Source organism: Alphaproteobacteria bacterium (assembly GCA_040216735.1).
In the GTDB taxonomy this organism is placed as follows: Bacteria; Pseudomonadota; Alphaproteobacteria; order SHVP01; family SHVP01; genus CALJDF01.
Map to the genome: position 1 here is coordinate 248,584 of JAVJOO010000004.1, position 26,371 is coordinate 274,954.

The following is a 26,371-nucleotide window of genomic DNA, read 5'->3' on the forward strand; positions in this document are numbered from 1 at the left end:
CTTGCGGCGCGGTCCCCCCGGCTCAGGATGACGGGGTGGTGAAATATGCCCGCACTCGCCTGCACCCCGAGTCGGCGGTACCATCACGCGAGAAAAATCGCGAAGGACCAACACCATGCGCCTAGGAATCCTCACCGGCGGCGGCGACGTGCCGGGGCTCAACCCGTGCATCAAGGCCGTGGTCGAGGGCGCGCACGAGCGCGGCTGGGAGGTGTTCGGCTTTCGCCGCGGCTGGGCCGGGCCGCTCAACGTCGATAGCTACGATCCCGTCGGCAACCCAAAGTGGGTGGAGAAACTCACCCCCGCCACGGTGCGCACGATCGATCGCGCCGGCGGCACCATGTTGCACACCTCGCGCACCAATCCGGGCCGCGTCGCGCCGGGCGACGTGCCGCACCATCTCGACGGGCGTTTCCACGCCGACACCAGGACCGGCACCGTCGATTGCACCGCCCATGTGGTCGAGGCGTTGAGCTGGCTCGGCATCGATTGCCTGATCCCGATCGGCGGCGACGACACGCTGTCCTATGCCGCAAGATTGGCCAAGGAAGGCGTGCGCGTCGTCGCCATTCCCAAAACCATGGACAACGACGTCTTCGGCACCGATTACTGCATCGGCTTTTCCACCGCCGTCACCCGTTCGGTCGAATTCATCCAAGCGTTGCGCACGCCCGCGGGCTCCCACGAACGCATCGCCGTGATCGAACTGTTCGGCCGTCACTCGGGCGAAACCGCGTTGATCGCGGGCTACCTCGCGGACGCCGACCGCACCTTGATCTCCGAAGTCCCGGTCGAGATCGACCGCTTGGCCGCGCTGGTGCGCCAGGACCGCATCGACAACCCCAGCCACTACGCGGTTGTCGTGGTGAGCGAAGGCGCGACCCTTGAGGGCGGCGGGCGCGTCGAGGGCGGCGCCGCCGACGCCTACGGCCATTTGAAGCTGGGTGGGATCGGCCAGGTGATCGGCGCCGAACTGAAAGCCCGCACCGGGGTCGAAATCATCAACCAGAGCCTCGGGTACTTGATGCGCTCGGGCGCGCCCGATTCGCTCGACCGCATGGTCGCCGTCACCTTCGGCCATTTGGCTTTGCAGCAAATTGCCGACGGCGCGCACGACATCATGCTGGCCCTCCAAGGCGGCCGCTACGCCACGGTGCCGCTGGAGACCTGCATCGCGGGCGAAAAGCGCGTCGACATCGCCAACCTCTACGACACCAAGGCCTACCGCCCCAACCCCCGCCACGTCGTCGGCGCCCCGATGTTTTTGTACTAACGCGCCGACGTCGCAAATCGAAACGTCGCGGCGCCCCGCGGTCATCCTGAGGCGCGCCCACCGGGCGCGTCCCGAAGGGCCCGCGGTCCGCACACCCCAACCTCCAAGTTGCACAAACCCCGTCATCCTGAGGAGCGCCCACCGGGCGCGTCCCGAAGGGCCGCACACACGTCACCGCGCGCCCGATCACAATGCCTGTCCCCACCGATCACAAAGGCTGTCCCGGCCTAGACCGACACGACCCGGCACCCCACGTCTCTCCGGCGGACCGGACGGCGCAACGGAGGCGGCATGATCATCTCAGATGTAAGGCATTCTGCGGCAGTTGGCTTTGTTTCGGCGGAACAGGGTTTGGCGGCGGTCGCACCGGCAATCTCCGCCCTCTGCATGCCGCCGGAGGCCGACCGTCCGCTCCTTGCCGCCCGAGGACGACCCAAAGTCCAGGAAACCTGCGGCAGTTGGCTTTGTTTCGGCGCCCGACGAGACGCCGCACCGGCGCGCGGCTCCTTGGGATGACGGCGAGTGTGCAGAGCGATGACCGCGCGGCAATCCCAAGGCATGATCAACCCAGATCGCATCAACCATCGTCATCCTGAGGAGCGCCCAGCGGGCGCGTCCCGAAGGGCCCGCACGAACCCAGCGGAGATACGCCATGCCCACCATCCTGATCACCGGCGCCAACAAGGGCCTCGGCCTCGGCTTCGCCAAGCGCTACAGCGCCGACGGCTGGCGCGTGCTGGCCGCCTGCCGCCGCCCGCAAGAGGCCGCCGATCTCGCCGCGCATGCGCGGTCGCACGACGTGCACATCCATCCCCTCGACGTCACCGATCACGCCTCGGTTGAGGCGCTCGCCGACACGCTCAAGGTCGAGCCCATCGACATCCTGCTCAACAATGCCGCCGTCCAGGGCGGGCATCCGCAAAAGTTCGGTCACACCGATTACGCCGCCTGGGATATCGCGTTCCGCACCAACGTCATGGGCGTGATGAAAATGTGCGAGGCCTTCGTGCCCCACCTCGAACGCGGCGCGAAGAAGCTCATCGTCAACGTCTCCTCGCGCACCGCGTCCATCACGAACAAAACCAAGGCCGATCCCGACAACACCAAGGGCGAGTTGCACCAGTACCGCTCGACCAAGTCCGCCCTCAACATGGTGTCGCGCTGCCTGGCGTGGGAACTAAAGCCGCGCGGCATCGCCGTCGTGATGCTGGGCCCGGGCTGGGTCCGCACCGACCTCGGCGGCCCCAACGCGCGCCTGTCGGTCGACGAGGCCATCGACGCCTGCGTCCCCACCATCAACGCCCTAACCTTCAACGATACAGGGCAGTTCCGCGGCCACGATGGCTCCACCGTGCCGTGGTAGGGCAGGGAGAGTCCCCTGCGCCCTCCATAACCCTCCCCAAAGGGGGGCGCCGGGAAAGTCGGCCTAGCTGTGCCGCCCAAAACGCGCATTGATTTCGGCTGGGAGCAGCCGGGATAACCATCGGAGGTCAAGACATGATGAGATGTGTCCGCACGTTGGGTTTGATTGTCCTTGGCGCCGTGTCGCTGATGCCGGGCGCCGTCGCCACCGCGGCCGAGACGGTCGCATTCACGGCAGGCGGCACAACCCTTCGCTTGGCACTGATCGAGGGGTTTTGTTTTCTCGATCGCGCCAGCCCGCAACACCGCGACGCTTGGGCTGTCGTCGACCGCCAGATGACGGGTGCGCGGGTGTTTGCCGCCGTGGCATCGTGCGAATCGCTAAACGTGGGCGGGCGCAACGGGTTGACGGCAATATTCAGTCACCCGCCACACGCGCAGATGTCGACGGCCGAGATCGATACACAGTTCGGCTTCGCGATTGGCGACAATGTTCCCATCCATGGCGAGGAAGCCGCGTTCTTGGCGGAGTCGTTAAAGGACCTGGAGCCCCGTCCCGGACGAACCGTCACCGTCGCCAGTTATGCGCTCGAGGGGATGTTCATCGAAGTGCGTGAGGTCGTCGGTAGAACGCAGCGCGGGCGCTACATGATGGGCAGCGCGCCGGCGCCCGACACCATTATCAACACAATGACCTTCGACCCGCTCGCCGATGCGAATCGAGTCGGCGCCTTTCTCCAGCTGCACCGTGAAATCTTGCAAAGCGTGCTACGCAACAACCCGCGACCGGCCCCCGCGGCGGACATTGTAACGATCCAAATCGGCGCCCAACAGATTCGCTTCGCGCCACCACCAGCGGTTTGCTTTCTCGATCCGCAGAACCCCATGCACCGACCGGCCTTTGACTACGCCCAGAGCCAGACTTCGAATCTGGTGGTCGCTGCGGCGCTGTGCGACGGACTGGAAACAGGCGATCCAATCGGGCTAACGGCCGTATTCGTTGAACCGAACGACATCGACCTCTCGAAGCGCGAGATCGACGAGAACATCGACATCCTCATGGGTATCAGCGTCGGTGCGCCGACGTTTACCAATCTGGATTCCTTCTTGGCGGCGGTCGTTCGCCGATTTAGAGAGAGCGACGATCAAGACCTCGGCCGGTTTCAGGATGAGAATATCTTTATCGCCGTCGGCACCGACGATCGCCGAGAGAACATGTACATGTATGGGGCGACCCCGTTGCGCGACACGATTCTGCGAACCCTCGTGTTATCCCCGGTGACCGAAAGGGAGGGGGCGGCCTTCCATTTGTGGCTGCAATACCACCTCCTCACCAGCGTGCGGGCCCACTCCGCGAGCCGACCGATCGCAGCGTCAAACTGATTGCGGGGCCGCTAAACCACAACCTCAATCAACAGCAACACAATGCCGATCATCGAGGCCCACCAGAAGACCGTCCGAAACCACGGGATGCCGGTCACATAGGCGGGCGCATAGCCGACGCGGCCCCAAAAATACAAATGCGCCCCGATGAGCGACAGTTGGCCGCCGCGCTCGGTGACGTGCAACAGCAGCACCAGGGCCGCGAACCACGGCAGCGTTTCCAGTAGATTCTTGTAGGCCCGGTCCAGCCGTCCGGCGACGCCGGACAAGGTGCGCGGTTCGTCGCGCGGGCCGACGCGCCAGTTGCCGAGCTGTGCCTGGGCCCAGAACGTGGCCAGCGACACCTGCACCAGCGCCAAGACGATCGTTGCTGCCAACAGCCAAAGTTCGTCGGTCATCTAGGCTTGGCTCCCTCCGATACGGGAGGCCATCTTAACCCATCGCCGCGCGTAGGAAGACATCATCAAAACGAGGAGCCGCGACTGTGGCCTATGCGCTAGATGGTATCGCGCCGGCTAGGGTGCGGGCATCCAAGAGCCGTGCTCGCTGAACGGCAAGTGGTGACGCAGGGTCGCCTCGGCGATCGGTCCATTGGCAACCCGTCCGGCATCGAACACAAGGAGGGAGGTCACGCCCGTCCCGCCGTCCAGCGATTCGACCAACAGCCAGCCCTCGTCGGTGCCGCCGCCAGCGCGCGGGGCGAAGACGGGCTCGCCCAGGCACTGGTTCGATTGCGCCTCGAACGCATCGCGCGCACCACTTTCCATGTCAAGCCGGACGGTACCGCTGGTCCACCACTGGTTGGGCCGCCCTGTGGCGAGGTAGGCGTGTCGATAGGGCAAGCCGACGCGCAGCGGGTCGACGGTCGGGTACTCGTGCGCGCTAGGATCGACGATCTCCTCGCTAAGGCGATGGGTCTGCACGTCGATGCGCCAGCGCCGCACCTTGCCCTGATCGTGCACCGGTTTAACTTCGCCGTGCATGATCGCGGCGAGGGCGGGGTCCTTACCCAACAACCATTCCGGCGAATCATGCCCGACAAAGTCGGCGAAGATTTCATCACCCGATTCGTAGGCATTGATCGTATGAAAACACCACGATGGCGGGGCGTCGACCGCGAACGGATCGTCGCCGTTCTTCGGCACGACCACCGCCAGATTGCCCTTGGACGGGCGCCAGCGGATCGAATCGAGCTGCGGGGCGAGGCCCATCGCCGCGCGCGTCGTTCTGATATCGACCGCGTTGAGGCCGACGACCACGTAGCGCGAGGTCACGAAGAAATCGCGAAAATAGCTCTTGCGCGGCAGGCGCAAGCTCAACTCCGTCTTCGACAACCCTTGGGCGTTTTCAATGATGACGCGCAGTTTCAGCGGCTCGACGTAATCGTTCCCCAGAACGACCCAGTCGCCCGATATTGGATCGAGCTTGGTGCGGGTCTTGAACGCCGGGCGGTCGGATGGCGCACCGATTTGGTAGCGACTCGTGGTGCGCAGTGTCAGCGGGTCGAGGGCCCAAGGCAAACCGACTTCGTCGAACGCAAGGAGTTTGCCGTGGCGTACGATGACGGTCGCTTCGGCTTGCGAGCGCCGGCGGCCACCGCCAAAGTTGCGCCAGAACCCGCCTGGCGCCGGTGTGCTCCATGTCGCGAATTTATATCGACTGAGCGCCTCTTCCTCGCGGAACTTCGTCGTTCGAACAAACTTGGAGCGAAAGGAAACGGTGCCGTCGGCGATGTCGTAGGCGCGGATCATCCCGTCGCCGTCGGTGACCATGCGCTTGCGCACCCCGTTGCGCTCGAACAGGCCGGGGCCGTTACGAAATAACGTGCCGCGCAGTTCCGCGGGCCAAGTGCCGCGCGTTTCCGCTCGATAGTCCTGCTCTTGCCGCAGGCTCGTCGCCAGCAACGCGACCCACCGGGCGTCGTCGGTGACCGAGGGACGCTTGCTCACGGTCGACTCTCACCAAACACACCAAACCCCCTATACTCAAAGGACTCTTGCGGGATAGCGGGTGTGCCGCAAGGCGAAGTGGGGTCGTTTGTGATTCCGGTCACTCAGCGCATCCTCAATCATTGCGTGTATATTACATTATCGCCTAGCGATCCACGGGAGTAGCATGATGCCCACAATTCTCGTCAGCGGTGCCAACAAAGGGCTGGGACTAGGCTTCGCCACGCGATTTGCCGCCGACGGATGGCGGGTTTTCGCCGCCTGCCGCGATCCCGAGTCGGCGGGCGACCTGCATGCACTGGCGGACGCCGCCGAAGGGCGCGTACAAATCGACTCTCTCGATGTCACCGATCCTGCGTCGATCGACCGCTATGCATCGTGCCTGTCCGGCGAGGCGGTAGATATTCTGTTCAACAATGCCGGGATCCAAGGACCGCAACCCCAGAACTTCGGAAACACCGACTACGACGCGTGGGACCGTGTGATCCGGACCAATGTGTTCGGGGTCATGCGGATGAGTGAGGCGTTCATCGGCCATGTCGCCGCGTCGGAGCGAAAACTGATCGTCAATGTTTCGTCCGGCACTTCGTCGATCGCGAATAAAAGCGCCATGACGCCGCCGGGCCATGCCAAGGGCGAGCTCTATCTCTACCGCTCGTCCAAAACCGCACTGAACATGGTGTCGCGCTGCATGGCGTGGGAGCTTGAGCCACGCGGTGTGGCCGTCGTCATGTTGGGCCCAGGGTGGGTGCGAACCGCGCTGGGCAGCGACGCGGCAAAGTTCTCGGTGGATGAATCGGTCGCCAACTGCACCCCGATGATCCAGTCGTGGTCCCTGAGCGATAACGGGAAATTCTACCTCTACGACGGGTCGGAGGTGCCCTGGTGAGCCCGACGAAAACCGATCTAAAGAAAACCTACAAGGCCCTGTTTGCACCCAAGGCCGAGCCGCAGATCGTGACCGTACCGCCGTTGCCCTACTTGATGATCGATGGAAAGGGTGCGCCGGAAAGCCCCGCCTTCAGTGAGGCCATCGCGGCACTTTACCCGGTGGCCTACGCAATCAAGTTCCATTGCAAGACCGCGCGCGGTTTCGATTTCGTCGTGCCGCCCCTCGAAGCGCTGTGGTGGGCGGACGACTGGGGGGCGTTCGTCGCGGGCGACCGCGCCGTCTGGCAATGGACGGCGATGATCATGCAGCCGGAACAGGTGACCGTTGCCGACCTTGCCGTCGCGCTGGCCGCGCTCGACAAAAAGAAAAAGAAACACCCGGACCACGATCGCCTCCGTCTCGCGACCCTGGAAGAGGGCACGGCGGTGCAGGTTCTCCACACAGGAGCGTATAGCGCTGAAGGGCCGGTTATCGCCGCCATGCACGCCTTCGCGGCGGCGGCCGGTTTCACGCTGAGCGGCAAACACCACGAGGTCTATCTATCCGATGCGCGTCGAACCGCACCGGAAAAACTCAAGACAGTGCTTCGCCAACCTTTAGTCTGAACTACCGCAGCGGGCAAACAGACTATAGGCTCAAGCCATGCGCGGACTATGGCGGCTAATCAAAACGCTTTGGTATACGGTCGTAACGTCGGTCGTCGTGGTGGTTGTCGCGTGGCTCGGCAGTGTCGCGCTGCGGACGGTGGACGAACAAGCCTATGCGGAGGCGCGAGACTGGGTCCGCGTCTTCCGCACCGAGTATTTGCGTCCAGGGCAACGCTACCGTTTTCTCGAAACCTATCCTGAGTTCAAGACCGTCGATGCCGCCGGCCTGATCCGGGTCCATACCGTAAGCGACGTATGGGCCGCCCGTGCGAATCTCCTGCACGCCATTTGGGGAGAGCAGGGACTGCCGACCGGGTTACGCCCGACGCGGATCGAGCCGGGCGTCGCCGACGAGACCTTTTCGCCGATGGCCGAGGTCGCCCGGATCGACCTTTTGGTCCGCGAAACGCCGCCGGGATTCGTCTCGCGGGCCTACCACCTCGTTCCCAAAGTGCCGAACGGGAAACTGGTCGTGTATCACGAAGGAAACACCGGGCGGTTCCATCGCAATGCGCACGTCCTCCAGCGGTTTTTGGCGGAGGGGTATGGGGTCCTCGCGTTCTCGATGTGGATCACCGACCGTCAGCCCGATATTGTGGTCCGGGGTTCGGGTCGGATCGCCTTTAACGACCACCAGCACCTCAAGTTTCTAGATGATCCCAACCCGCTGCGAGTCTATTTCGATCCGGTTGTAGCGGGCCTCAATGCGGTTCTCGAAACCGGCGCTTACGACGACGTAGTCGCCGTCGGGTTCTCGGGCGGGGGGTGGGCGGTGACGGTTTTGGCAGCCATGGACCCACGCGTGAGATTGTCGTACCCCGTGGCCGGGAGCTACCCCCTATACTTGCGCAAGTATCGGAGTTGGTCGACGTGGCAAGAGACCTACCCGCCGATGTTGGCCGCGGCGAACTACCTCGATATGTACGTGATGGCTGCCGCCGGGGATGGTCGGCGGCAGGTGCAGGTCCTCAATCAATTCGACGGCTGTTGCTACGGCGGGGTCGATTGGCAGACCTACGCGGCGGCGGTTCGCGCGGCAGCCCAATCGCTCGGCGACGGCTGGGATGTTTTTGTCGACACCAGCCACGCCGATCACCGGTTTTCCATGGTGGCGGTCGACCGCGTGCTCCAGGACATCCGCGACCATCCGCCGGCCCATTGATTCAGGCGGTCACGGTGGCCGCTCGGTTCCTCAAATAGAATTAGGCGAGGATCAGGTTGCCTCCCAGTCTGGTCACCGGGTCGGATAGGCCACCACCACCACCCCATAGCCCCGGATTTGGCCGACTTAACTTCTTAAAAAAATTGAACAAACAATTGATATTTTTACAAAATTAGAATTATCTGTTGTCGTCAGCGAGGCTTTGTGTTGGTAGTCGGAGGTGGTGGGGCGTCTATTTCGACCCGTAAAACCAGAGGTATTCATGGGCGCGGTCCGGAGTGTCCATATGGTTAACCATTGTTTGACGACTGTGACCCCGGTCACAGGCTGCGGTGAGGGTCGCATGCGTTAATAGCAGTGTGCTGGCGGCGACGAGCAATTCTAGTGGGCGCTTGGTGCACGCGTTAGTTGGGGATGCGTTTGCGACTACCAGGTGCTGTCAGGGTACGAGAGGATCGTCATGACTCCGCAGGAATTCATCGAGACCATTAAGAAGCACGAGTTGTTCGTCAACGGGATGGCCGGGGGAACTCGGGCCGATCTCAGAGAACGCAATCTTTCCAAACTGAAGTACACCTATTTGAATCTCCGCGGCGCTTCGCTCGCGGGGATCGATTTCTCCGGCGCCGAACTGGCCGGCGCCGACTTCTCGCATGCCGATCTGTTCGGAGCGAATTTTGAAGGCGCCGAGGTAACCGAGGCGAATTTCGAACGTGCCGACCTACGCGGCGCTCGTTTCGGTGGCGCTCGCATGTCGTTTGCCAATCTTTCAGAGGCCGACCTTCGCCCAGGAACGCTCGACACCCGGCCCAAGGACAACCCCAATGCCTCGCTCGAGGGCGCGACGCTCGATTTCGCCAAATTGAAACGGGCTAAGCTCTCCGAGGCAAACTTGCAATATGCATCGCTCAAGAAGGTGGATGCGTCGTTTGCGACGATGATGCGTACCAACTTGCGCGGCGCGGACCTAAGCGGCGTCAACTTCGAGTCCGCGCGGCTCCAAGAAGCCAATATGACCGGCGCCGATCTTACCAAAGCACGCTTCAAGGATGCGTTGCTGCGCAATACCGACGTACGCGGCGCGATATTGGTCGAAACCGATTTCGAGGGCGCGCATACCCAAGGGGCGCGGATCGCCCTTGGCATCGCAAAACTGCCGCCGGAACTTCAAGCCCTGCTGCGCGACCATGCGATGTGGGTTGAATCGAACGGGGCAAAGGGCGCTCGTGCCGATCTGTCCGGCCAGCAACTCGCCGAAGCCAACCTCTCTGAATGCTACCTGTCGGGCGCCAATCTTCGCGGGGCCAATCTTGCCGGCGCGAAGTTCAAGAGCGGTACACTGGTGCTTGCCGACATGCGGGAGATCAATCTCACAGCGGCCAATCTCACACGGGCCGACCTATCGGGCGCGGACCTCTCCGGCGGGACGCTCCGCGCGGCACGGTTGGACGGCGTGATCGCGTTGCCTATCGAACTACGCGGCGCCGATGGCCGGGAAACGGGCCAAAAACGACGGACGATGTTTGCCAATGCCGATCTGAGCGACGCTCATCTAGGGGCGGTAGACCTGTCGGAAGCCGACCTAACGGGAGCGAAGGCCGACCTCAACACCTAGGCGATGTGAGTTAACCTGCGGCCCAGGGACCTTTAGGCTGCGGATATTTGGTAGGGCGCACTGGAATCGGGGGGTTACCGATGACGCCGCAAGAGTTTGTTTCGATTATCAAGTCGCATGCCCTGTTCGCTGAAGGCAAACCGGGCGGTGCCCGTGCTGATCTCCGTGGCGAGAACCTTTCGGGCCTACGTCTACCGGGGCTCGACCTGCGCGGGGCATCGTTGGCCGGCGTAAACTTTTCGCGCTGCAAGCTCGCGGGTGCCGATTTTCGGGCAGCCGATCTCTTCAGCGCCAATTTCGAGGGTGCCGACCTAAGCGAAGGGCATTTCGAGAACGCTAATCTGCGCGGTGCGCGCATGCGGCGCGCACGCCTAACCTTTGCCAATCTGCACCGGGCCGATCTGCGTCCCGGAGCTTTGGACACCCAAAAGCGCGACGACCCGAGGACCGACCTCGAGGGCGCGGTTCTCGATCACGCAAATCTCAGTCATGCGCATTTCGACAACGCCAAACTGCAATTCGCCTCCCTGCGGAGGGTCAAGGCGCACGGCACTAGCTTTGACAACGCCATTCTGCGGGGCGCCGATCTGGCGGGAGCCGACCTCGCCGAAGCCAGCATCCAGCGGGCGAACTTGACCGGCGCCGATCTATCGCGGGCTTCTTTCCACGCCGCCAACATGATCCGTGCCGACTTCCGAGGCGCGATCGTTGCCCAGACCGATTTCAGCCGCGCCAATTTGCAAGGGGCGTTGGCCTCGCGCGGTACCTCCAAACTGCCTGTCGACGTACAGAAGACCCTGCGGAACCACGCGCTTTGGGTGGAGACCTCAGGGGCATCGGGAACCCGGGCGACGCTACGCGGCGTCAAACTTCGCGGTGCCGATCTATCGAACGCCTATCTCTCCGGGGCCGACCTACGGGACTGTGATCTCGAGGGTGGGCGACTTTGCGGTGCTGTCGCGGTTATGACCGATTTCCGCGGCGCCAACCTCATGGGCGTCGACCTTAGCGGCGCGGAGATCTCCGCCGCCGATTTTGGAAAAGCCAATCTGCAAGCTGCCGTCCTGACGGGCATTAAAGCGGAACCGTGGACGCTGCGCGACGCCGAGGGGAAGGATACCGGGAAGAAACGCCGCGTTTCCTTTGTCGGAGCGGATCTGCGCGAGGCCAAGATGGACGGTCTCGACCCCGCCACGATCGACGTTTCGTCGGCGCGGATGACGGATGGTGCGCCGGCAGCTGGTGCCGCGCCGGCCGGCGAGGACGACGACTTTATGGGGGCGAGCTAGTCTGGCTTGCGCCGCAAGAGGAAGAACGGAAACTCGGTAGCCATGCGCAGTCCGGCAACGCTGGAGAGTGCGCGTACGCTTTGCTTCGTCGCCATCAGCATTTCTTGCAGGACCACGCCCTCGCCGGGTTCGTTGCCGCTTTCGCGCACCGCCGCAAGGCGGAAGATCGCGTAGAGCCCGATCACCGAGGCAAGCAGGAAGAAGAAATCCCACTGCTGGAAATCCAGAGTGTTGAAGACCACTTCGGTGCCCGGCGAGCGCCAGCTCAGCGCCAAGGAGAGCTCTCGGTTGGTGAAAAAGTCGGCGAACAATCCTCCTAGAATGCCCGCCGTCCCCGCCGCGACCGAGTTGAACAGGCTGTTGGTTGCAAGGTAGGCGGTCGCGTCGCCGGCGGGCGCCAACTTCATCGTGATGCTGCCCGACGCCAACGTGACGCCTGCGGTCGCAAAGCCCGTGACGATGTGAATCGCCACCAGGAGGGGAAACGTCAAGAAATGGCGGTCCGGGAACGTCGTGAACGTCCAGGCAAAAATGCACAGGATGAAGAGCGGGGCTGCGATCCGGAGAACCGCTTTGGACGTAAAGGTATCCGCAATCCGGCCCCATTGACGCACGACCAGCACGTTCACCAACTGCGAAACCGTCGTCAGGACGAGCACAATCGATAGATCCATCTCCAGGCGGGTCAACATGTGAACCGTGAAGAACGGTGCCGCGAGGTTCACCGCAAAGTTCCATGAGGTTAGGAAGTGCAACAGGCGGCGGAAGTTAGGATCACGCAAGGGCTGAGCCAGACGGTGGTGTAGAGGGCGCTGGTCGGTCTCGACCGGCATTTGCGGCTCGGGCACCCGCGCCATTGCAAACAGCGAATACATGCCGCCGAGAAAGGCGACAATTAAGAGCGGCACATAGGCATAACGTGTCGGCCCCCACTCAAGAATGCGCCAAGCGTCGACAAAAAGCGCTGCACCGAGTCCAAGCCCGGTACCCACGAGCGTCATCAAGGTCAGGCGCAAGCCGAAGAACCGCCCCAAACGCGACGCCGGCACCAAATCCCGGACCCATGGATTGAAGCTCACCGCCTGCAGGCCGCCAAACGCGTAGCGGAGTGAAAAAGCGGCGATCACGACCCACAGCGCCCATGAGCTTGGGGCAAGGAAGGCGGCGCCGGCGATCGCGAGAACCATGGGCCGGCTGACAACGCCGCCGATCAAATAGAGGAGGCGCCGCCGGCGAAAGCGCGAAACGAGATAGACGCCAGGAATTTGCGATAACTGCGCCAGGTGGGGAACCGCGGCGAGGACGCCGATGATGAGGTTCGACGCGCCGAGTTCCAAGGCGAATGCCGTCAGGAGAGCGCCCGCCGTAAAGGTCTCCATAACCTGTACGCCGACGCCGTTGCGGACGAGCCATTTCATGCCTGTCTCGACGTCGGCCTCGGACGCAACGCTGACGTCGGGATCGAGCCGCGAAAGAATTCGGCGCAACATGGTTTTTTCCAGGCTCGGGGTAAGTTGAAACCGCGCCTGCGCGACTATCTAGGCCCGCATGGGTCTGCTGGCAATAGAGCGGCTTGCCGCTCTGGCCCCTGGCTTGACCGTACGGTTCGGTGCCCCGAGGATCGCAGAATAACGAACAGGAGGCAACGATGTCGCATACCGCCGTGAACGGCGTTCGACTCTGGTACAACAAAACAGGCAGTGGGCCGACCGTCTTGAATCTGCACGGTTCCGGGTTTGGCCACAAGAATTTTGCCCAAGCGACGCCGCGTCTCGCCGAGCATTTTCAGGTGATCGATTTCGATATGCGTGGCTACGGCGCGTCGGACCGGCCGACCCAGGACTATTCGATGGCGGTTTGGGCCGACGATGCCGCAGCCTTGCTCGACGCATTAAGTATCGAGCGGGCGCATATACACGGCACCTCCATGGGCGGCGCGGTGGCCATGCAGTTTGCTGCGACCTACCCGGATCGAACCGACCGTTTGATCTTGAACTGCGCGACGGCCAAACAAGACTTCGCGGCGCGGTTGGCCACGCGCACTTGGATCGACATCGCGCGCCAGTTTGGAACCGGCAGCCGCCAACTTGCGGAAACGATCGCGTTTCAATGCGTCTCTCGGTCATTCCTCAGCGGGCCGGGCGGTGGCGACGCCTTCATTGACGGCATGGCAAAAATGCTGGGAGAAGCGAACAGCGACGATGTGTTCATCGCCGCCTGTGAAGCGATCTCGGCAATGGACTTGCGGCCACTATTGGCCCGGATTACGGCGCCGACCCTGGTGATCGGCGGCGATGAAGATATCCGCACTCCGTGGATTGCAGGCGCGGACGGAGCCGGCCAGGACCATATCGCGCGCGCCGTGTCGGGCGCTCGCCGATACGTTATAAAGGGCGCCGCGCATAGCACGTTGTTGGAGGCGCCCGAGGAGAACTGCTCCGCCGTCATCGGATTTCTCAGGGGCGACGCGGTCGGGACCGTCGGTTAGGGCCGCCGCACCGGCGCGGCGTCGAGCGTTTGGAGGTAGCGGACGATGCGGGGATTTTCGTCCGGTGTCCCCAGCATCCAGTCGCCCATGCCGCCGGCGTAGACTCGCGCTTCTTGATTGCCAAGCAGTTCGCGCGCGGCAAACCAACCAAGGGCGCCAAGGGCGCTATTGTTGCCGTAGAAGATCGCCTTCTTGTCCAGCGGAATTCGCGAGAATGCGAAGACCTGACGCAGGGTCTCGACGTCGCGGAATCGGCCGGTCGTCTCATCGAAGACCCAACGACCCGGCAAATTTCTTGCCGTCGGGATAGTGCCGGGCGCGGCGACGTCTTCCGGCTTTTCCAACCCCAAAAATTGGGTATCTCGCCGCATGTCGACCAGGGGTGTTGTGCCGATCGCATCGCGGACGGCCTTGCGGCCGCCGGCCAAAAACCCTGTCGTCGCAACGGCGTCGAATGTCTGCCGGGCGCGTGCCTCGGCCGGGCCGCGTTCGACCGCGACACCGGCGTCCGCCGCCGCGGTCAAGGGCGCATTAAGAATCGACACTCGGCGATGCCCGTTTAGACGAAAACTCAAGAAGATGTCCGTTGCACCGGCCGCATCCAAGGCGGTCCGTCCCGAGTGAATGAGAACGACGTGGGTGCCATTGGCGATACCTAGCTCGCTTGCCAGCTCGGCGAAGGCTTCGCGGCGGAGGAAGCCTCGACGTCCATTGGACCCGACGGGCCGCCAGCGTTCCGGGTAGTTGGCAAAGACCGCGCCCGCCAAGCGGCCTCGGTCGTAGGCCGCTTGGGAACGAAGGTCGAGCAAGAGCACGTCTGGACTATTGGCATTCTTCGCCGCCCAGGTTTCATCGACCAATGGCGCAGGGGCGGCGCTCTCTTGGGCCAGGGCGGGTGCGGCCACCGCCACCGAAAGGGCGGTGAAAGAAACGATCGCGGCCCTACGCCATCGGGATGGGCTCACTTCTTCTTCCAATTCTCGCCCCATTTCGCGGTCTGTTTGCGCTGCATGAACTCGTCCGTCATTTTTCGGACCCGCTGTACCATGATCTGTAGAATGCGCCGCATGACGGGGTTCATGCCCGCCAGCCGTTCGGTGAATTGATCGCGCGGGATCACAAAGACCTCGGCATCCTCCGAAATCATGGCTTCGGCGAGGCGCGGCCGATTGTCGAACAAAGCCATCTCGCCGACGACATCGCCCGACCCGAGAGTCGCCACCATCTGTGGGTATTCGGAAAGCACGTTTTTCCGTAGCTGAATTTGTCCCGAAACGATCAGATACGCATCGTCTCCCTTGTCTCCCTCTCGGAACAACACCGTACCCTTTGGTAGCTTGGTCTTATGGAACTCGGCCATGACTCCCCTTCTTCTCCACCGACCTGTGGACGCGGTCCGCTCTGTCTGCCGCCGCGCAGTATCTCTTTCGTCGCTCGTGGCGCGCCACCTGTAAGAAAGCAGGATTTTATGGCGCGGTCACGGTGGATCGACGGACCCCAGGACAACAATCTGCAAGCTATTCACGACCCTATAGGCAATGTTAGAATAAGCTTACAACATCTTGACCCCCCTAAGTTTTTTCGGGTGGGAGCCCAAAAGAGAGCGACTGCGGCGAACGACCGATCATGCGGCCTTGGATTGCCGATCTCTGGGCGAGGAAAGCATGGTCGGTTGGGAAACGGTACCGATGACGTCGACTAAACCTGTAGGTAATGGTCAAACGCCGCGACTCGACGTGGCGACCGATGGCGGGCGTTCAACCAGCGCCGCATTGCGCTTGCTCAAGACGATCTCAGGCGAACAGATCTTCGACTTTCTCGAGGATCTTCCGATCGGCGTCTTACTCTTCGATCAGGACGACCGACTGGTTCGCTACAATCGGAAAGCGCTAGAAGTCGCCGAGCAAAACGCAGCAGCCTACGTCCCGGGCACAACCTTTGAGGATATTGTTCGTAGCGCCGTCCGTACCGGTATGTTGCGGGTCAGTCCGGATCAGGAGGACGACTACGTCGCAGCGCGACTTGCGCGGCACCGGAACCCCGGGCCGCCGTTCGAGTTCAAGGCAGGAGAGCTCTGGGTCCAAGTTGCCGAGCACGTCATCGAGGGTGTCGGCACCGTCATTTTTCATACCGATATCACCGACCAGAAGCGTGTGCAGGCCGCCCTCAGGCAAAGCGAGCAACGTTTTCGCGACTATGCCGAGTCGGCATCGGATTGGCTATGGGAGATCGACGGTGACTTTCGCTGCACCTACCATGCTGCCCTCGACCAAGTCGACGGTCCCCACATCGACACATTCATTTCACCAATCGGCAAAACGCGCTGGGAAATAGCCGGAATCGAAAATCCGGAGAGCGACCCGCTTTGGGCGGAACATATTGCCACGCTGAAAGCGAAACGCCCGTTCCGCGATTTTCGTTACACGATGGGCGGCGGCGAAGTGCCGATTCAGCACTACCGGCTGAACGGTCGCCCGGTATTCGACGAAAACGGCGCGTTCGTCGGCTACCGCGGTTCGACCACAATCGAGACCGAATCGGTGGAAAGGGAAAAACTGCTCCACCTGCGGCAATCGCAGCTTTCCGAGGCAATCGAGCAGGTACTCGTCGGTGTCGCGCTCTACGACGAGAACGATCGGCTGATTACCCGCAACAATCTCGCGCGCGATTTTGGACCGCTTTCCGACTCGGTGAAACCCGGTGCGCGCTTTGAAGATCTGGTCCGCGAATGCGTCGCCGTCGGTTTGTTCCCGGACGCGGTCGGCCGGGAGGAGGCGTTCATACGCGAGCGTCTCGAGCGGCATCGCAATCCAGGAGAGCCATTCGAGTATCGCCGCGCCGGAAGGTGGATGGTGGTCCGCGAGACGCGTTTTCAAAGCGGCCACACAATGGCCGTGTTCACGGATATTACTGACATCAAACGGGCCGAGGAGGCCCTCCGCGAAAGCGAGGCCAAATTCCGCGCGTTGGTCGAAGGATCGTTGCAGGGAGTATGCATCCAGCGCGACCTTAAGCCGGTATTTGCGAATCAGGCCTTTGCAGATATCTATGGTTTCAAGGATCCGGATGCCGTCCTCGCGATCGATTCGTTACTCCTCCTGTTTCCCCAAGACCAGTGGCAAGAAATCGCGCAAAGCGCTCGCGCGCATGTCGAGGAATCCCGCCCGCCAATCACGAAAGTCCAGCCGGCGGTGCGGAGGGACGGCGAAATTTTCTATATCGAAAGCCGGATTGGCGTCATTGAGTGGGATGGGGAGCCGGCGCTACAAGTCTCGGTGATCGACGTCACGGAGCGCGAGACAATGACGCGGCTCAAGGACGAGTTCGTGTCGACGGTGAGCCACGAGCTACGAACGCCCCTCACGTCGATTAGCGGTGCGCTGGGCCTTATCGCCTCCGGAATGGCCGGGCACGTGCCCCCGAAAATTCGCGAACTGATCGAGATCGCCAACAATAACGCCGAGCGGCTTGTCAGATTGATCGGCGACATCCTCGATATTCAGAAAATCGAGTCAGGGCGCGTCGGCGGTCGGCGTGTCGAGGTGGATATCCAGACCCTGCTGACGACCGCCGCAACAGCCAACCAAGGGTTGGCAGAGAAGAATGGCGTCGTCATTGACGTCGTTGCCGACGCTCGTCCCGTTTCGATCAATGGCGATACCGACCAACTGATGCAGGTTATGACCAATCTCCTTTCTAACGCGATCAAGTTTTCGCCGCGGAACGGAAAAATCGAAATGGCGTTCCGGCGCGACGGCGAGACCGTCGTCATCTCGGTTTCCGACAACGGTCCGGGGGTTCCACCGGAATTCCGCGACAAGATTTTCGAAAAATTCGTTCAAGTGGAGGCTTCCGACTCGCGGCCGCGTGGCGGTACCGGTTTAGGCCTCAGCATTTGTCGCTCGTTGGTCGAACACCATGGCGGTTCCATGGGGTACGAGGACCGGCCGCAGGGCGGGGCAAGATTTTGCGTTCGCCTCCCCATCGTGGATAGCGGTGCGACGGGATGATTGGGAATTTATCCACAGGCCGTGCTAACTAAGGGGCGCGACGGCACCTAACCTAAAATCGCAAGGGTGCCAAGGAGTATCGATTTAGTGAGGGGGGAGAGCAGGTATGGACGCGCGGGTTTTCGTTAAGAATAGCTTGTCGAATCGGCCTGTGTGCGTTGGTGCGTCCCGCGCGCAGCATCGCGCGAACAACTATGCGATGGGCCCTCGCCAAGAGGACATCGACCAGCCCGTTGTCGAGGTTGTGGGCACCTGGAACGAGGCCCTGCCCCGCAATGTTTCGCTGTCGTACCAAGCCGGGCTCGATGACCACCTCAGTGACGCTCAGCTTGAAACCTGGCGCGAGGCCTGGAAGGCGCGCAAGGCTAACCGCCATTCCGGCGCACTATGGAAGTTCGCGTACATCGTCGGCACTGCCCAGAAAGGTGCGGTAACCGATCCGGGCGTGAACGCGGGAACTCGCGTCTACGCGGACCTTTAGGGAGGCCGGATTCCAGTATGGTTGGCATCGCCCGCATAATATTGAGCGCGCTGCCGCGGGTGACGCACGGTGCGCGACTTCACGTCGTACCGAAACTGGCGACGCCGGTCGGCCGCGAAGCGATCGCCTTGGGCGACGGACCGAACGAAATGCGCCACATCCCGGGTCACGCCTTGGATCGCTCGGGCCTATGCGTCTTGATCGTCAATGCGGGGGTCGAACCGGTCGTGGTTTCGGAGATCGGCTTGATGGGACGGTTAGGCCGGCCGCGCGTCACGATGCGTGAACCCTTGCTTCACGATTCCGGGGAATGGCCACGGCATCTGCAGCCCGGCGAATCGGTAGTCGCCTACTTTGCCTCGAATATCAAACGTCACCCGGTTTTGCCGCAGGTCCGACGCGCCTTTGTTGCCGACGAGGGCGGGCGGATGTTCACGGCAAGCAGCCCGGCCTTGCACTTCTTCGTTCGCGAATATGCCGAGTATGCCGCGATACGGCGCTTGGCGGCGCCGCCCGAACCGCTCGGATAGCGCCGTGAACGATCGTTGGCAGCGCCCGTTGAAGCCCGGCGAACGCCGCCGGCGGGAATACGGTATGCCGCGCCGCAACTGGGTTGTCGTGGTGATCATCATTGCCGCGATTGCCGTTTGGCAGTACCGGGGCGGCGGCACGTCCTTTGATGTCGCGCCCGACCTGCGCAACTACTCGCGCGATGAATTCGACGCGGCCAAGGTCCTAATGACGGCCGGATTCGCCATCGTGACGACCCCGGCCGCTTGCCAGCAGAAGTTCGATGCCTTCGAAGACGATCGCGTATGGGAAACAGCCGTGGCCGCGTGGAACGACCGGCACGAAGCGCTCATGGCGAAGGTGCTGCAAATCTCACAAGAGACCGGTCTGAGCGGCGCTCGTGGCCGGGACGCGATGAGGAACGATGCGCTCCGCCTGGTCGAAACGCGACTGCGGCAGTGGCAGGGCCGCGAAGCCCTCCAGTGCATCCGCTTCGTCGAGCAAATGAACAGCGGTATTTGGGATCTCACCGCGCTACCCGAACTTCCCAACATGATCGCCACCGTCCAAGCCGCGCCGGCAGAGCCGAAGGAAAGTGGCGAGTAGGGGAGCCGTACCGCCGGCCGCTAGCGCACGTGATCGAGCCAGCGCAAAACGCCCATCATCAAAACGGTCCCGCCGAGCATCCAAACGGGCCCAAAGAACCAGAGGGTAACGAGGATCGCGGCGTAGAGGCCGCGCATACCGAGCGTGTAGTGCAGCGCCCCCCGATCGATCATTGCCTTGCACACACGGCGCTGGCTTGCCGGTGCCCGCGTGGGCGGAACGTTGAGTTCCAACGTGAGGTGATTGTAGTAACGTAGCGCCCACGAAAAGTTCATGAAATTGGCAAAAAAGGTAATGGTCAGCAACAAGACCTTCGATAGGAACACGGCGTCGCTGGCGCTACCGAGAAGGTTGAGCCGGTGCAGAAACGTTGGAACGCCGTTCGACGAAATCAAAAAACTGAGAAGCCCGATCGCAACGATGATCGATGAGGAAGCCAGCATCGACGTCGCGGTGATCCAGTTGCGCAAGGTGTGGACAACAACCATGTCGCGGCTGTCCTCGATCACGCTGTCGACCCAGGCGTGACGCAAGATGTGGGCGAGGCCTGACGCGGTGCGCTCGGGATTACGGCGAACCTCGCGGGCAAGCATGAGGTGATAGCCTGCAAAAAGTGCGACGCTCAGTGCCACCAGCGTCGTTTCGATCCAACTGACAGTCACGATTTGATCTCCGTTCGGGTGCTCCTAGACCAAGTGTGAAGCGGTGGGTGTTGCAAAGTCGGTGCGCGAGGAGCCGTGCCAGGCCAATGATAGCGTTAGTCCGGACCACGGTAAAAAACAGACCCGCACACTTGACAACATTATTGTCATTATTAAAATGACAATAATGTTGTCATTATAGGCGGTGGGCGTGTCCAATACAAAAAACCTCTCGGCCGTTACCCAAGAGATCCGTTCGGCATTTCACCTGTTGAAAACGTTGGGGGATGCGCTCCACGCGGACACCGGGGTTACAACGTCGATGCGGGGTGTCCTGGAGACGCTCGTCGTCAACGGCCCGCAAACGGTACCTCAGGTCGCGGCGGCTAAAAGCGTCAGTCGCCAACACATCCAGCAGTTGGTCGACCCTCTTGTCGCGGCAGGCCTCGCGGCGTTGCAGGACAATCCCGGTCACAAACGCTCGCCAATCGTGACAGCCACTCGGCGCGGGAACGATTTGTTCGAATCGATGCAACGCAAAGAAGCCGTGCTGTTCCAAAAACTTGCCCGAGACCATAACGCGGGCGACCTCAAAGCCACGCTCTCGACTCTAAGCGTACTCAACAAGAACCTCGCACTCATTGCAAAGGAGCTCACCGATGTTTCCTCATAAATTGAACGGTCGGCGTTGGTTGACGGGCGCAGTTGCGGTTGGTGCCGTGATCGTCGCGGGCTCAGCCTTCGCGCTCTGGTCTTGGAATACGCTGGCGGTAGACCTCTTCGACGCGCCGCGCATCGCTTACCGCCATGCCGTCGCGGTCGTGATGTCGGTTCTATTTGTCAAGTGGCTCCTGTTCCCCGGAAATCGCGGGCGGTTCCGACACATGTCAAAAGAGGTGGCAGAATGAGCGTCCGTCAGGCGATCGTCGCGCAGTTCAGGCAACCCCACGGGCCGGTCGGTGGTTTGGCGGGCTGGGTGATGGCCAACCGTTCGTCGAACCGCGACCGCAACAAGTGGACTGTCGACCTCCTCGATATTGATGCAACCACTCGCGTCCTTGAAATCGGCTGTGGACCGGGCCTTGCCCTCAACCATGCGGCGGCCCGCGCGCACCAAGGACTGGTCGTCGGTGTCGATCACTCCATGACGATGCTCCGTCAGGCGGCGCGGCGAAACGATGCGGCTGTTACCGCGGGTCGGTTGGCCCTGCTTCTCGGTAGCATCGATAACCTTCCGGCGTTCCAATCGACATTCGACAGAATATTCTCCGTCAATGTCGTTCAGTTCCTGGACGACAAGTCGGCGGCTTTCCGCACGATGTACGGACTGCTGGCGCCAAGCGGCGTACTCGCGACGACCTATATGCCGCGGTCACGCAATCCAACGCGCGACAATGCGTTGAAGATGGCCGACGTCATCGCGAACGCAATGACCGGCGCGGGTTTCGATTCGATCCGATTTGAAGAGCTTGTTCTGAAGCCGGTTTCGGCTGTGTGTGTCGTGGGGCGCCGCCCCGCGTGAGAGCGTTGGTGGCGCTCGTACTATGCGGAGTGTTCCTCGCGTCTGCGAGTGGGTCGGCACGGGATATCTGGATCGACACCGACCCCGCGTGTGGAGCGGCACGCACCGACGATGTCGACGATTGTTGGGCCCTGGTGGCGGCCCTCCGGTCGCCCAACCTCAATATTATTGGCGTCAGTTCGGTATTCGGCAATGAAACGGTCGAGCGGACCACAGCGAGCCTCCATGACGTGCTGCGTGTCGTTGCTACCGAGTTACGTGGTACCGTGATGCCGCCGGTCTTTCCCGGGGCGGGGCAAGCAGGAAAGAAATCGGCCGACGTCTCAGCTGCCGTCCTGGGGATGGCGGCAGCTCTTGAGAGACAATCCCTCACATTGGTGGCGTTGGGTCCGTTGACCAACATCGCGGCACTGCTGACGCTGCGACCGGACCTAACCCATCGCATCGATGCGATCGTCGCCGTCGCCGGTCAGCGACCGGGCCAACGCTTCACCGTCGGTCGGTCAAAGATACTCCATTTGCACGATTTCAATGTGCGTAAGGATGCCGAAGCCGTCGCCACCGTATTGCGGTCTCGCATTTCGCTCCACCTTGTGCCATTCGACGCGGCCAAGCAGATCACCGTCGCCGCCAAAGACTTGGACAAGATGACCCGTCGGGGCGGTGTCGACGCTTGGCTGGCCGTGCAATCCCGGGCATGGCTGTCCTTTTGGCAAGACGACCTGAAGGCTGACGGGTTCCATCCCTTTGACGCTCTCGCGGTGTCCTACGTGGCGTCGCTGCAGAACTTCGATTGCCAACAATTCGCGGTGAAACGCATTGATCGCCGCGGGTTGTTCGTCGAGCGCGACACGCTTGAATTCTCTGATGCAATCGTCGGCGACAAAACGGCGAGGGTCTGTACCGTGGTCTCGCCGGCTCTGTCCGCCGATCCGCTTAGGCTGGTCGGATTGCGTCAATCCGGTGGCATGCCGTCCGATCCTGTCGGGTACCGCTAGGAATCTGGCACCGATGGATAGCGGCGCGGCAATAAGCGATGCACAATAGTCCGATGCAACAAGCTAGACACATTGCTGCCTTGGTCTTGATGGGACTAGTCATCATCGTTGCCGTACAGAACGTCGAGAGTGCGGATGTGCGTTTTCTCGTCTGGACGTTCTCGGCGCCGCGCGTCTTGCTTCTATTCGCTGTGTTTTGCGCGGGCGCTATCGTTGGATGGCTCGCCCACCGACCGAAGCCCTAAGGCTCCAGCACGCACCATACCGGCACGTGATCCGATGGTTGGGTGCGGCCGCGCTCGTTGCGGTCGATCCCGGCCTCGACCAACCGGTCGGCGACGCGGGGCGACAGCAAAATGTGATCGATGCGGATGCCGTGGTTCTTTTCCCAAGCACCGCGCTGGTAGTCGTAATAGCTCCACGCCTGGGCCAGGTCGGGATGTAACGCGCGGAAGGATTCGGTGAGGCCGAGATAGTTGATCTCGCGCCACAGGGCCCGCGACTGGGGATGCGCGATCGCGTCGTCTAGAAAAGCGCCTGGGTCGAACAAGTCCTCGGCCTCCGGGGCGATGTTCCAGTCGCCGCCCAGGGCAAAATCCACATCGTCCTCAAGCAAGGTACGGGCACGTTCGCGCAGGTGCCCCATCCAACGCAGTTTGTAATCGAATTTTTCGGTGCCCAGCGGATTGCCGTTAGGCAGGTAAAGCGAACCGATCCGCAGCCCCAATATCGTGGCTTCGATATAGCGCGACTGATCGTCGTCGGTGTTGCCCGGGAGGCCGCGGATGACATCCTCCATTGGGTGCTTCGAGAGGATGGCCACACCGTTGTAGGTCCTTTGTCCGTGAATCGCGACGGTGTAGCCGAGGTCCTCAATTTCGAGGGCGGGAAACTTGTCGTCGGCGACCTTGGTTTCCTGCAGTAACAGCACATCGGGCGACGTCGCGCGCAGGTAGTCGCACACGTGGGGGACGCGCACTTTGATCGAATTGACGTTCCAGGTGACGATTTTCATGGGACCGCTGGCGCAGGGACCAAAAGGTGAGGCAGGTGACGGGATAGCACGTCCACGCACCGGGGCAAAGGCGGGTCGATGTTGTGCATCGGAGGGGCATCGATGTGGTACATCAGACGAACAAGGGAGCCTGCCCATGTCCGATATGAAACTCCGCTTCACACCGAATCCGAATTATATCCACAAGGTGCTGGTTGCCGCCGCCGAGGCCGGGGTCGCCGATCGCGTGAGATATGTCCGCACCGGGCCGTTCGATGCCGATACCGACCTATGGCGCGACAATCCGCTCAATAAGGTGCCGACGTTGGTGCTGGACGACGGCGAAGCGCTCTATGGCGGCCCCGTGATTTGCGAATATTTCGATTCGCTCCACGATGGGCCGAAGATGTTCCCGTCCTGGGGCCGCACGCGGTTCAGGGCGCTGACGCAGATGGTACTGGGCGAGGGCGTGTTCGAGGCCGCCGTCGCGTTGGACCGCGAAAGCTGGCGCGACGCAGCGGCGCGGCGAACCGACGAGGTCGAACGGCACTGGCTCAAGATTGTGCGCGCATTGGACCGGATGGAAGACGAGGCCGGCGACTATACCGGCTTCCATATCGGGCACATCTGTATCGCCGGCGGCCTATCGCGACTCGACTACCGCGTCCCGGAATTTGGGCGCCTTCTCGACGGTATAGACCCGGCGTTCGAATGGCGCACCGCGCGGCCCACGCTGGCGGCGTGGTACGACAAACTGCTGGAGCGCCCGGCGATGCGCTTTACCATTGACCGCGATTTGAAGGTGGTGCGCTACGAACGTCCGGTGCCGTCGAGCACGTAAGGAGTGCCCGGCTAGGCGACCGCGAAACTGGTCCCGCAGGAACAGGTGGAGGCGGCATTTGGGTTCTTGATCGAGAACGCCGCGCCGATCATGTCTTCGACGAAATCGATCTGGGCCCCGGCCAGATACATCAGCGACAGGTTGTCGGTCACCACCTTGACCCCGGCCTGTTCGATCAGCACATCGTCGTCGGTCTTGCTGTCGTCGAAGGAAAACCCGTACTGAAAGCCCGCGCACCCGCCACCGTTGACGACCACGCGGAGCATCACGTCGGGATTCTCCTCCTGGCTCATCAGGTAGGAGACCCGCTTAACGGCGCTGTCAGACAGCGAAAGCATGGTGGCGGCGTCGGTCATGTCTCTCCTTCGGTCTTGTTGATATGTAGGGCAAACAGACTGCGAGTCAATCGCAAGTGTATCTTGGCAGTCAGTCGACCCAGTCGGGCAGGGCGATTTTCCCCGATTTCATCCCCGTTGCGGGGGTCAGGGGCGGCGGCTAGGGTCCGGCCATGACCGAACGCCCCGAACGTGCGCCCTACGCTTGCGATCCAGCCCGCAGCCGGGGTCGGCAGCATCCCGAACCAGAAAGCGCGATGCGTTCGCCGTTCCAGCGCGACCGCGACCGGGTAATCCATTCCGGGGCGTTCCGCCGCCTGAAGCATAAAACGCAAGTTTTCGTCTATCATGAGGGCGACTATTACCGCACCCGCCTGACCCACTCGATAGAGGTTGCCCAGGTCGCCCGTACCATTGCGCGGGCCCTCGGGCTTGACGAGGATTTGGCCGAAGCGCTGGCGCTGGCCCACGACCTCGGTCACACGCCCTTCGGCCATGCCGGCGAGGATGCGCTAGACGCGGCGATGGCGCCCTACGGTGGCTTCGATCACAACGCCCAGACGTTGCGCGTCTTGACCGATCTGGAGCACCGCTACGCCGAGTTCGACGGGCTCAATCTTACTTGGGAGACCTTGGAGGGCGTGGTTAAACATAACGGTCCCTTGATCGGCCCCCATGCGCCCAAGAAGGCACCGGTCGACGGCACAATCCTCGCGTTCAACGCCGAATTTGATCTTGGCCTCGACACCTTTGCCGGGATCGAAGCGCAGGTCGCGGCGATGGCCGACGACATCGCCTACAACGCCCACGACATCGACGATGGCGTGCGCGCCGGTTTGTTCAGTCTCGAGGACCTGCGCGGCGTCCCACTCGGCACGACGGCGGTCGAGGATGTCCTCAGCCGCTACCCTGATCTCGAGCAATCGCGCTTGGTCAACGAAGTCACCCGCCGGGTCATCGATGCGATGGTTGTTGATCTGTTGGATGAAGCGCGGCGCCGGTTGGCCGTCGCAAAACCGGCCTCGGCCGACGACATTCGCCGGCTCGACCGGCCGGTGGTGGCGTTCTCGCAAGGGTTGGCCGAGGCCGACCGTGCGCTTAAAGCCTTCCTGTTCGACAATATGTACCGCCATGCGCGGGTCAACGAAATGACCGCGAACGCTCGTGCCGTCGTCGCTCGTCTCTTCGAGTATTTCTTTGCCAACCCGGACCGCCTGCCCGACGAGTGGCGGGCCCGCCTTGCCGTCGCGCAAGACGAGGCTGCCGGTGCGCGCGTCGTGGCCGACTATATCGCCGGCATGACCGACCGTTACGCGCTGCAAGAACACACCAAGATCGTGGGTTAGTAGGGGAGGGCGCGCGATCCGTTTTTC

Annotated in this window: 28 protein-coding genes; 20 read left to right on the top strand and 8 right to left on the bottom strand. The window is 62.1% G+C overall.

What is annotated here, in order from left to right:
• The first annotated feature begins 115 nt into the window (after positions 1 to 115).
• The 3 genes from RID42_11560 to RID42_11570 all read left to right on the top strand — a co-directional run bounded on the left by RID42_11560 (position 116) and on the right by RID42_11570 (position 4,018).
• A complete protein-coding gene (locus RID42_11560; GenBank protein ID MEQ8248303.1) occupies positions 116 to 1,273 on the top strand; it encodes an ATP-dependent 6-phosphofructokinase in 1,158 nt (385 codons plus the stop codon).
• A 652-nt stretch (positions 1,274 to 1,925) separates the two neighbouring features.
• Positions 1,926 to 2,636 carry an SDR family oxidoreductase gene (locus tag RID42_11565; GenBank protein MEQ8248304.1) on the top strand — a complete coding sequence of 237 codons (711 nt, stop codon included), beginning with the start codon at positions 1,926 to 1,928 and terminating at the stop codon, positions 2,634 to 2,636.
• 134 nt (positions 2,637 to 2,770) lie between these two features.
• Positions 2,771 to 4,018 (top strand): hypothetical protein, encoded by a 1,248-nt coding sequence (locus tag RID42_11570; GenBank protein MEQ8248305.1) that lies wholly within the window; start codon positions 2,771 to 2,773, stop codon positions 4,016 to 4,018.
• Between the two features lie 11 nt (positions 4,019 to 4,029).
• Here RID42_11570 and RID42_11575 read toward each other — a convergent pair whose 3' ends face one another.
• Both RID42_11575 and RID42_11580 read right to left on the bottom strand, forming a co-directional pair.
• Positions 4,030 to 4,416 (bottom strand): MAPEG family protein, encoded by a 387-nt coding sequence (locus tag RID42_11575; protein MEQ8248306.1) that lies wholly within the window; start codon positions 4,414 to 4,416, stop codon positions 4,030 to 4,032.
• 117 nt (positions 4,417 to 4,533) lie between these two features.
• Positions 4,534 to 5,967, bottom strand: a complete 1,434-nt coding sequence (locus tag RID42_11580; GenBank protein MEQ8248307.1) for a carotenoid oxygenase family protein — start codon at positions 5,965 to 5,967, stop codon at positions 4,534 to 4,536.
• A 169-nt stretch (positions 5,968 to 6,136) separates the two neighbouring features.
• Between RID42_11580 and RID42_11585 the strand changes: the two genes are divergently transcribed.
• From RID42_11585 to RID42_11605, 5 genes are all read left to right on the top strand, one after another.
• Positions 6,137 to 6,856, top strand: coding sequence for an SDR family oxidoreductase (locus RID42_11585; GenBank protein MEQ8248308.1), 720 nt, complete (start codon positions 6,137 to 6,139; stop codon positions 6,854 to 6,856).
• Positions 6,853 to 7,464 (top strand): GyrI-like domain-containing protein, encoded by a 612-nt coding sequence (locus tag RID42_11590; GenBank protein MEQ8248309.1) that lies wholly within the window; start codon positions 6,853 to 6,855, stop codon positions 7,462 to 7,464. Before RID42_11585 ends, RID42_11590 begins: the two co-directional genes overlap by 4 nt.
• A gap of 37 nt (positions 7,465 to 7,501) precedes the next feature.
• Positions 7,502 to 8,668 (top strand): hypothetical protein, encoded by a 1,167-nt coding sequence (locus RID42_11595; GenBank protein ID MEQ8248310.1) that lies wholly within the window; start codon positions 7,502 to 7,504, stop codon positions 8,666 to 8,668.
• A 460-nt stretch (positions 8,669 to 9,128) separates the two neighbouring features.
• The gene (locus RID42_11600; GenBank protein MEQ8248311.1) at positions 9,129 to 10,283 is read left to right on the top strand and encodes a pentapeptide repeat-containing protein; all 1,155 of its coding nucleotides are present in this window, start codon (positions 9,129 to 9,131) and stop codon (positions 10,281 to 10,283) included.
• Between the two features lie 80 nt (positions 10,284 to 10,363).
• Positions 10,364 to 11,572: a pentapeptide repeat-containing protein gene (locus tag RID42_11605; protein MEQ8248312.1), complete on the top strand. Its 1,209-nt coding sequence runs from the start codon at positions 10,364 to 10,366 to the stop codon at positions 11,570 to 11,572.
• Here the strand turns inward: RID42_11605 and RID42_11610 are convergent.
• Positions 11,569 to 13,062, bottom strand: coding sequence for an MFS transporter (locus RID42_11610; GenBank protein MEQ8248313.1), 1,494 nt, complete (start codon positions 13,060 to 13,062; stop codon positions 11,569 to 11,571). The two genes, RID42_11605 and RID42_11610, sit on opposite strands and share 4 nt — an antisense overlap.
• A gap of 158 nt (positions 13,063 to 13,220) precedes the next feature.
• On the opposite strand from RID42_11610, the gene RID42_11615 reads away from it, so the two are divergent.
• Positions 13,221 to 14,060 carry an alpha/beta hydrolase gene (locus RID42_11615; protein ID MEQ8248314.1) on the top strand — a complete coding sequence of 280 codons (840 nt, stop codon included), beginning with the start codon at positions 13,221 to 13,223 and terminating at the stop codon, positions 14,058 to 14,060.
• Here the strand turns inward: RID42_11615 and RID42_11620 are convergent.
• Positions 14,057 to 15,025: a rhodanese-like domain-containing protein gene (locus RID42_11620; GenBank protein ID MEQ8248315.1), complete on the bottom strand. Its 969-nt coding sequence runs from the start codon at positions 15,023 to 15,025 to the stop codon at positions 14,057 to 14,059. The two genes, RID42_11615 and RID42_11620, sit on opposite strands and share 4 nt — an antisense overlap.
• A complete protein-coding gene (locus RID42_11625; GenBank protein MEQ8248316.1) occupies positions 15,022 to 15,420 on the bottom strand; it encodes a cyclic nucleotide-binding domain-containing protein in 399 nt (132 codons plus the stop codon). The genes RID42_11620 and RID42_11625 overlap by 4 nt, the downstream gene beginning before the upstream one ends.
• A 304-nt stretch (positions 15,421 to 15,724) precedes the next feature.
• Here RID42_11625 and RID42_11630 point away from each other — a divergent pair, with 304 nt between their 5' ends.
• The 4 genes from RID42_11630 (at position 15,725) to RID42_11645 (ending at position 19,667) form a co-directional block, all read left to right on the top strand.
• Positions 15,725 to 18,070, top strand: a complete 2,346-nt coding sequence (locus RID42_11630; protein MEQ8248317.1) for a PAS-domain containing protein — start codon at positions 15,725 to 15,727, stop codon at positions 18,068 to 18,070.
• A 199-nt stretch (positions 18,071 to 18,269) separates the two neighbouring features.
• Positions 18,270 to 18,551, top strand: a complete 282-nt coding sequence (locus RID42_11635) for a hypothetical protein (protein ID MEQ8248318.1) — start codon at positions 18,270 to 18,272, stop codon at positions 18,549 to 18,551.
• A 17-nt stretch (positions 18,552 to 18,568) separates the two neighbouring features.
• Positions 18,569 to 19,081 (top strand): hypothetical protein, encoded by a 513-nt coding sequence (locus RID42_11640; GenBank protein ID MEQ8248319.1) that lies wholly within the window; start codon positions 18,569 to 18,571, stop codon positions 19,079 to 19,081.
• 4 nt (positions 19,082 to 19,085) lie between these two features.
• On the top strand, positions 19,086 to 19,667 hold the full coding sequence (locus RID42_11645) for a hypothetical protein (protein ID MEQ8248320.1): 582 nt from the start codon (positions 19,086 to 19,088) through the stop codon (positions 19,665 to 19,667).
• Between the two features lie 20 nt (positions 19,668 to 19,687).
• Here the strand turns inward: RID42_11645 and RID42_11650 are convergent, their stop codons facing one another.
• The gene (locus RID42_11650) at positions 19,688 to 20,329 is read right to left on the bottom strand and encodes a DUF599 domain-containing protein (protein ID MEQ8248321.1); all 642 of its coding nucleotides are present in this window, start codon (positions 20,327 to 20,329) and stop codon (positions 19,688 to 19,690) included.
• Positions 20,330 to 20,519: 190 nt separating this feature from the next.
• Here RID42_11650 and RID42_11655 point away from each other — a divergent pair, with 190 nt between their 5' ends.
• From RID42_11655 to RID42_11675, 5 genes are read left to right on the top strand one after another with little or no spacing between them, the layout of a single operon-like run.
• On the top strand, positions 20,520 to 20,981 hold the full coding sequence (locus RID42_11655; protein ID MEQ8248322.1) for a MarR family transcriptional regulator: 462 nt from the start codon (positions 20,520 to 20,522) through the stop codon (positions 20,979 to 20,981).
• On the top strand, positions 20,968 to 21,216 hold the full coding sequence (locus tag RID42_11660) for a hypothetical protein (GenBank protein MEQ8248323.1): 249 nt from the start codon (positions 20,968 to 20,970) through the stop codon (positions 21,214 to 21,216). The genes RID42_11655 and RID42_11660 overlap by 14 nt, the downstream gene beginning before the upstream one ends.
• A complete protein-coding gene (locus RID42_11665; GenBank protein MEQ8248324.1) occupies positions 21,213 to 21,830 on the top strand; it encodes a class I SAM-dependent methyltransferase in 618 nt (205 codons plus the stop codon). Before RID42_11660 ends, RID42_11665 begins: the two co-directional genes overlap by 4 nt.
• Positions 21,831 to 21,838: 8 nt before the next feature.
• The gene (locus RID42_11670; GenBank protein MEQ8248325.1) at positions 21,839 to 22,828 is read left to right on the top strand and encodes a nucleoside hydrolase; all 990 of its coding nucleotides are present in this window, start codon (positions 21,839 to 21,841) and stop codon (positions 22,826 to 22,828) included.
• Between the two features lie 53 nt (positions 22,829 to 22,881).
• Positions 22,882 to 23,073 (top strand): LapA family protein, encoded by a 192-nt coding sequence (locus RID42_11675; protein ID MEQ8248326.1) that lies wholly within the window; start codon positions 22,882 to 22,884, stop codon positions 23,071 to 23,073.
• Here the strand turns inward: RID42_11675 and xth are convergent.
• The gene (gene xth / locus RID42_11680) at positions 23,070 to 23,843 is read right to left on the bottom strand and encodes an exodeoxyribonuclease III (GenBank protein MEQ8248327.1); all 774 of its coding nucleotides are present in this window, start codon (positions 23,841 to 23,843) and stop codon (positions 23,070 to 23,072) included. The two genes, RID42_11675 and xth, sit on opposite strands and share 4 nt — an antisense overlap.
• 136 nt (positions 23,844 to 23,979) lie before the next feature.
• Here xth and RID42_11685 point away from each other — a divergent pair, with 136 nt between their 5' ends.
• Positions 23,980 to 24,663 carry a glutathione S-transferase N-terminal domain-containing protein gene (locus RID42_11685; protein MEQ8248328.1) on the top strand — a complete coding sequence of 228 codons (684 nt, stop codon included), beginning with the start codon at positions 23,980 to 23,982 and terminating at the stop codon, positions 24,661 to 24,663.
• Between the two features lie 11 nt (positions 24,664 to 24,674).
• On the opposite strand, the gene erpA is transcribed toward RID42_11685, so the two are convergent.
• Positions 24,675 to 25,019, bottom strand: coding sequence for an iron-sulfur cluster insertion protein ErpA (gene erpA, locus RID42_11690; GenBank protein ID MEQ8248329.1), 345 nt, complete (start codon positions 25,017 to 25,019; stop codon positions 24,675 to 24,677).
• Between the two features lie 152 nt (positions 25,020 to 25,171).
• Between erpA and RID42_11695 the strand changes: the two genes are divergently transcribed.
• Positions 25,172 to 26,344, top strand: coding sequence for a deoxyguanosinetriphosphate triphosphohydrolase (locus RID42_11695; protein MEQ8248330.1), 1,173 nt, complete (start codon positions 25,172 to 25,174; stop codon positions 26,342 to 26,344).
• The last annotated feature ends 27 nt before the right edge of the window (positions 26,345 to 26,371 follow it).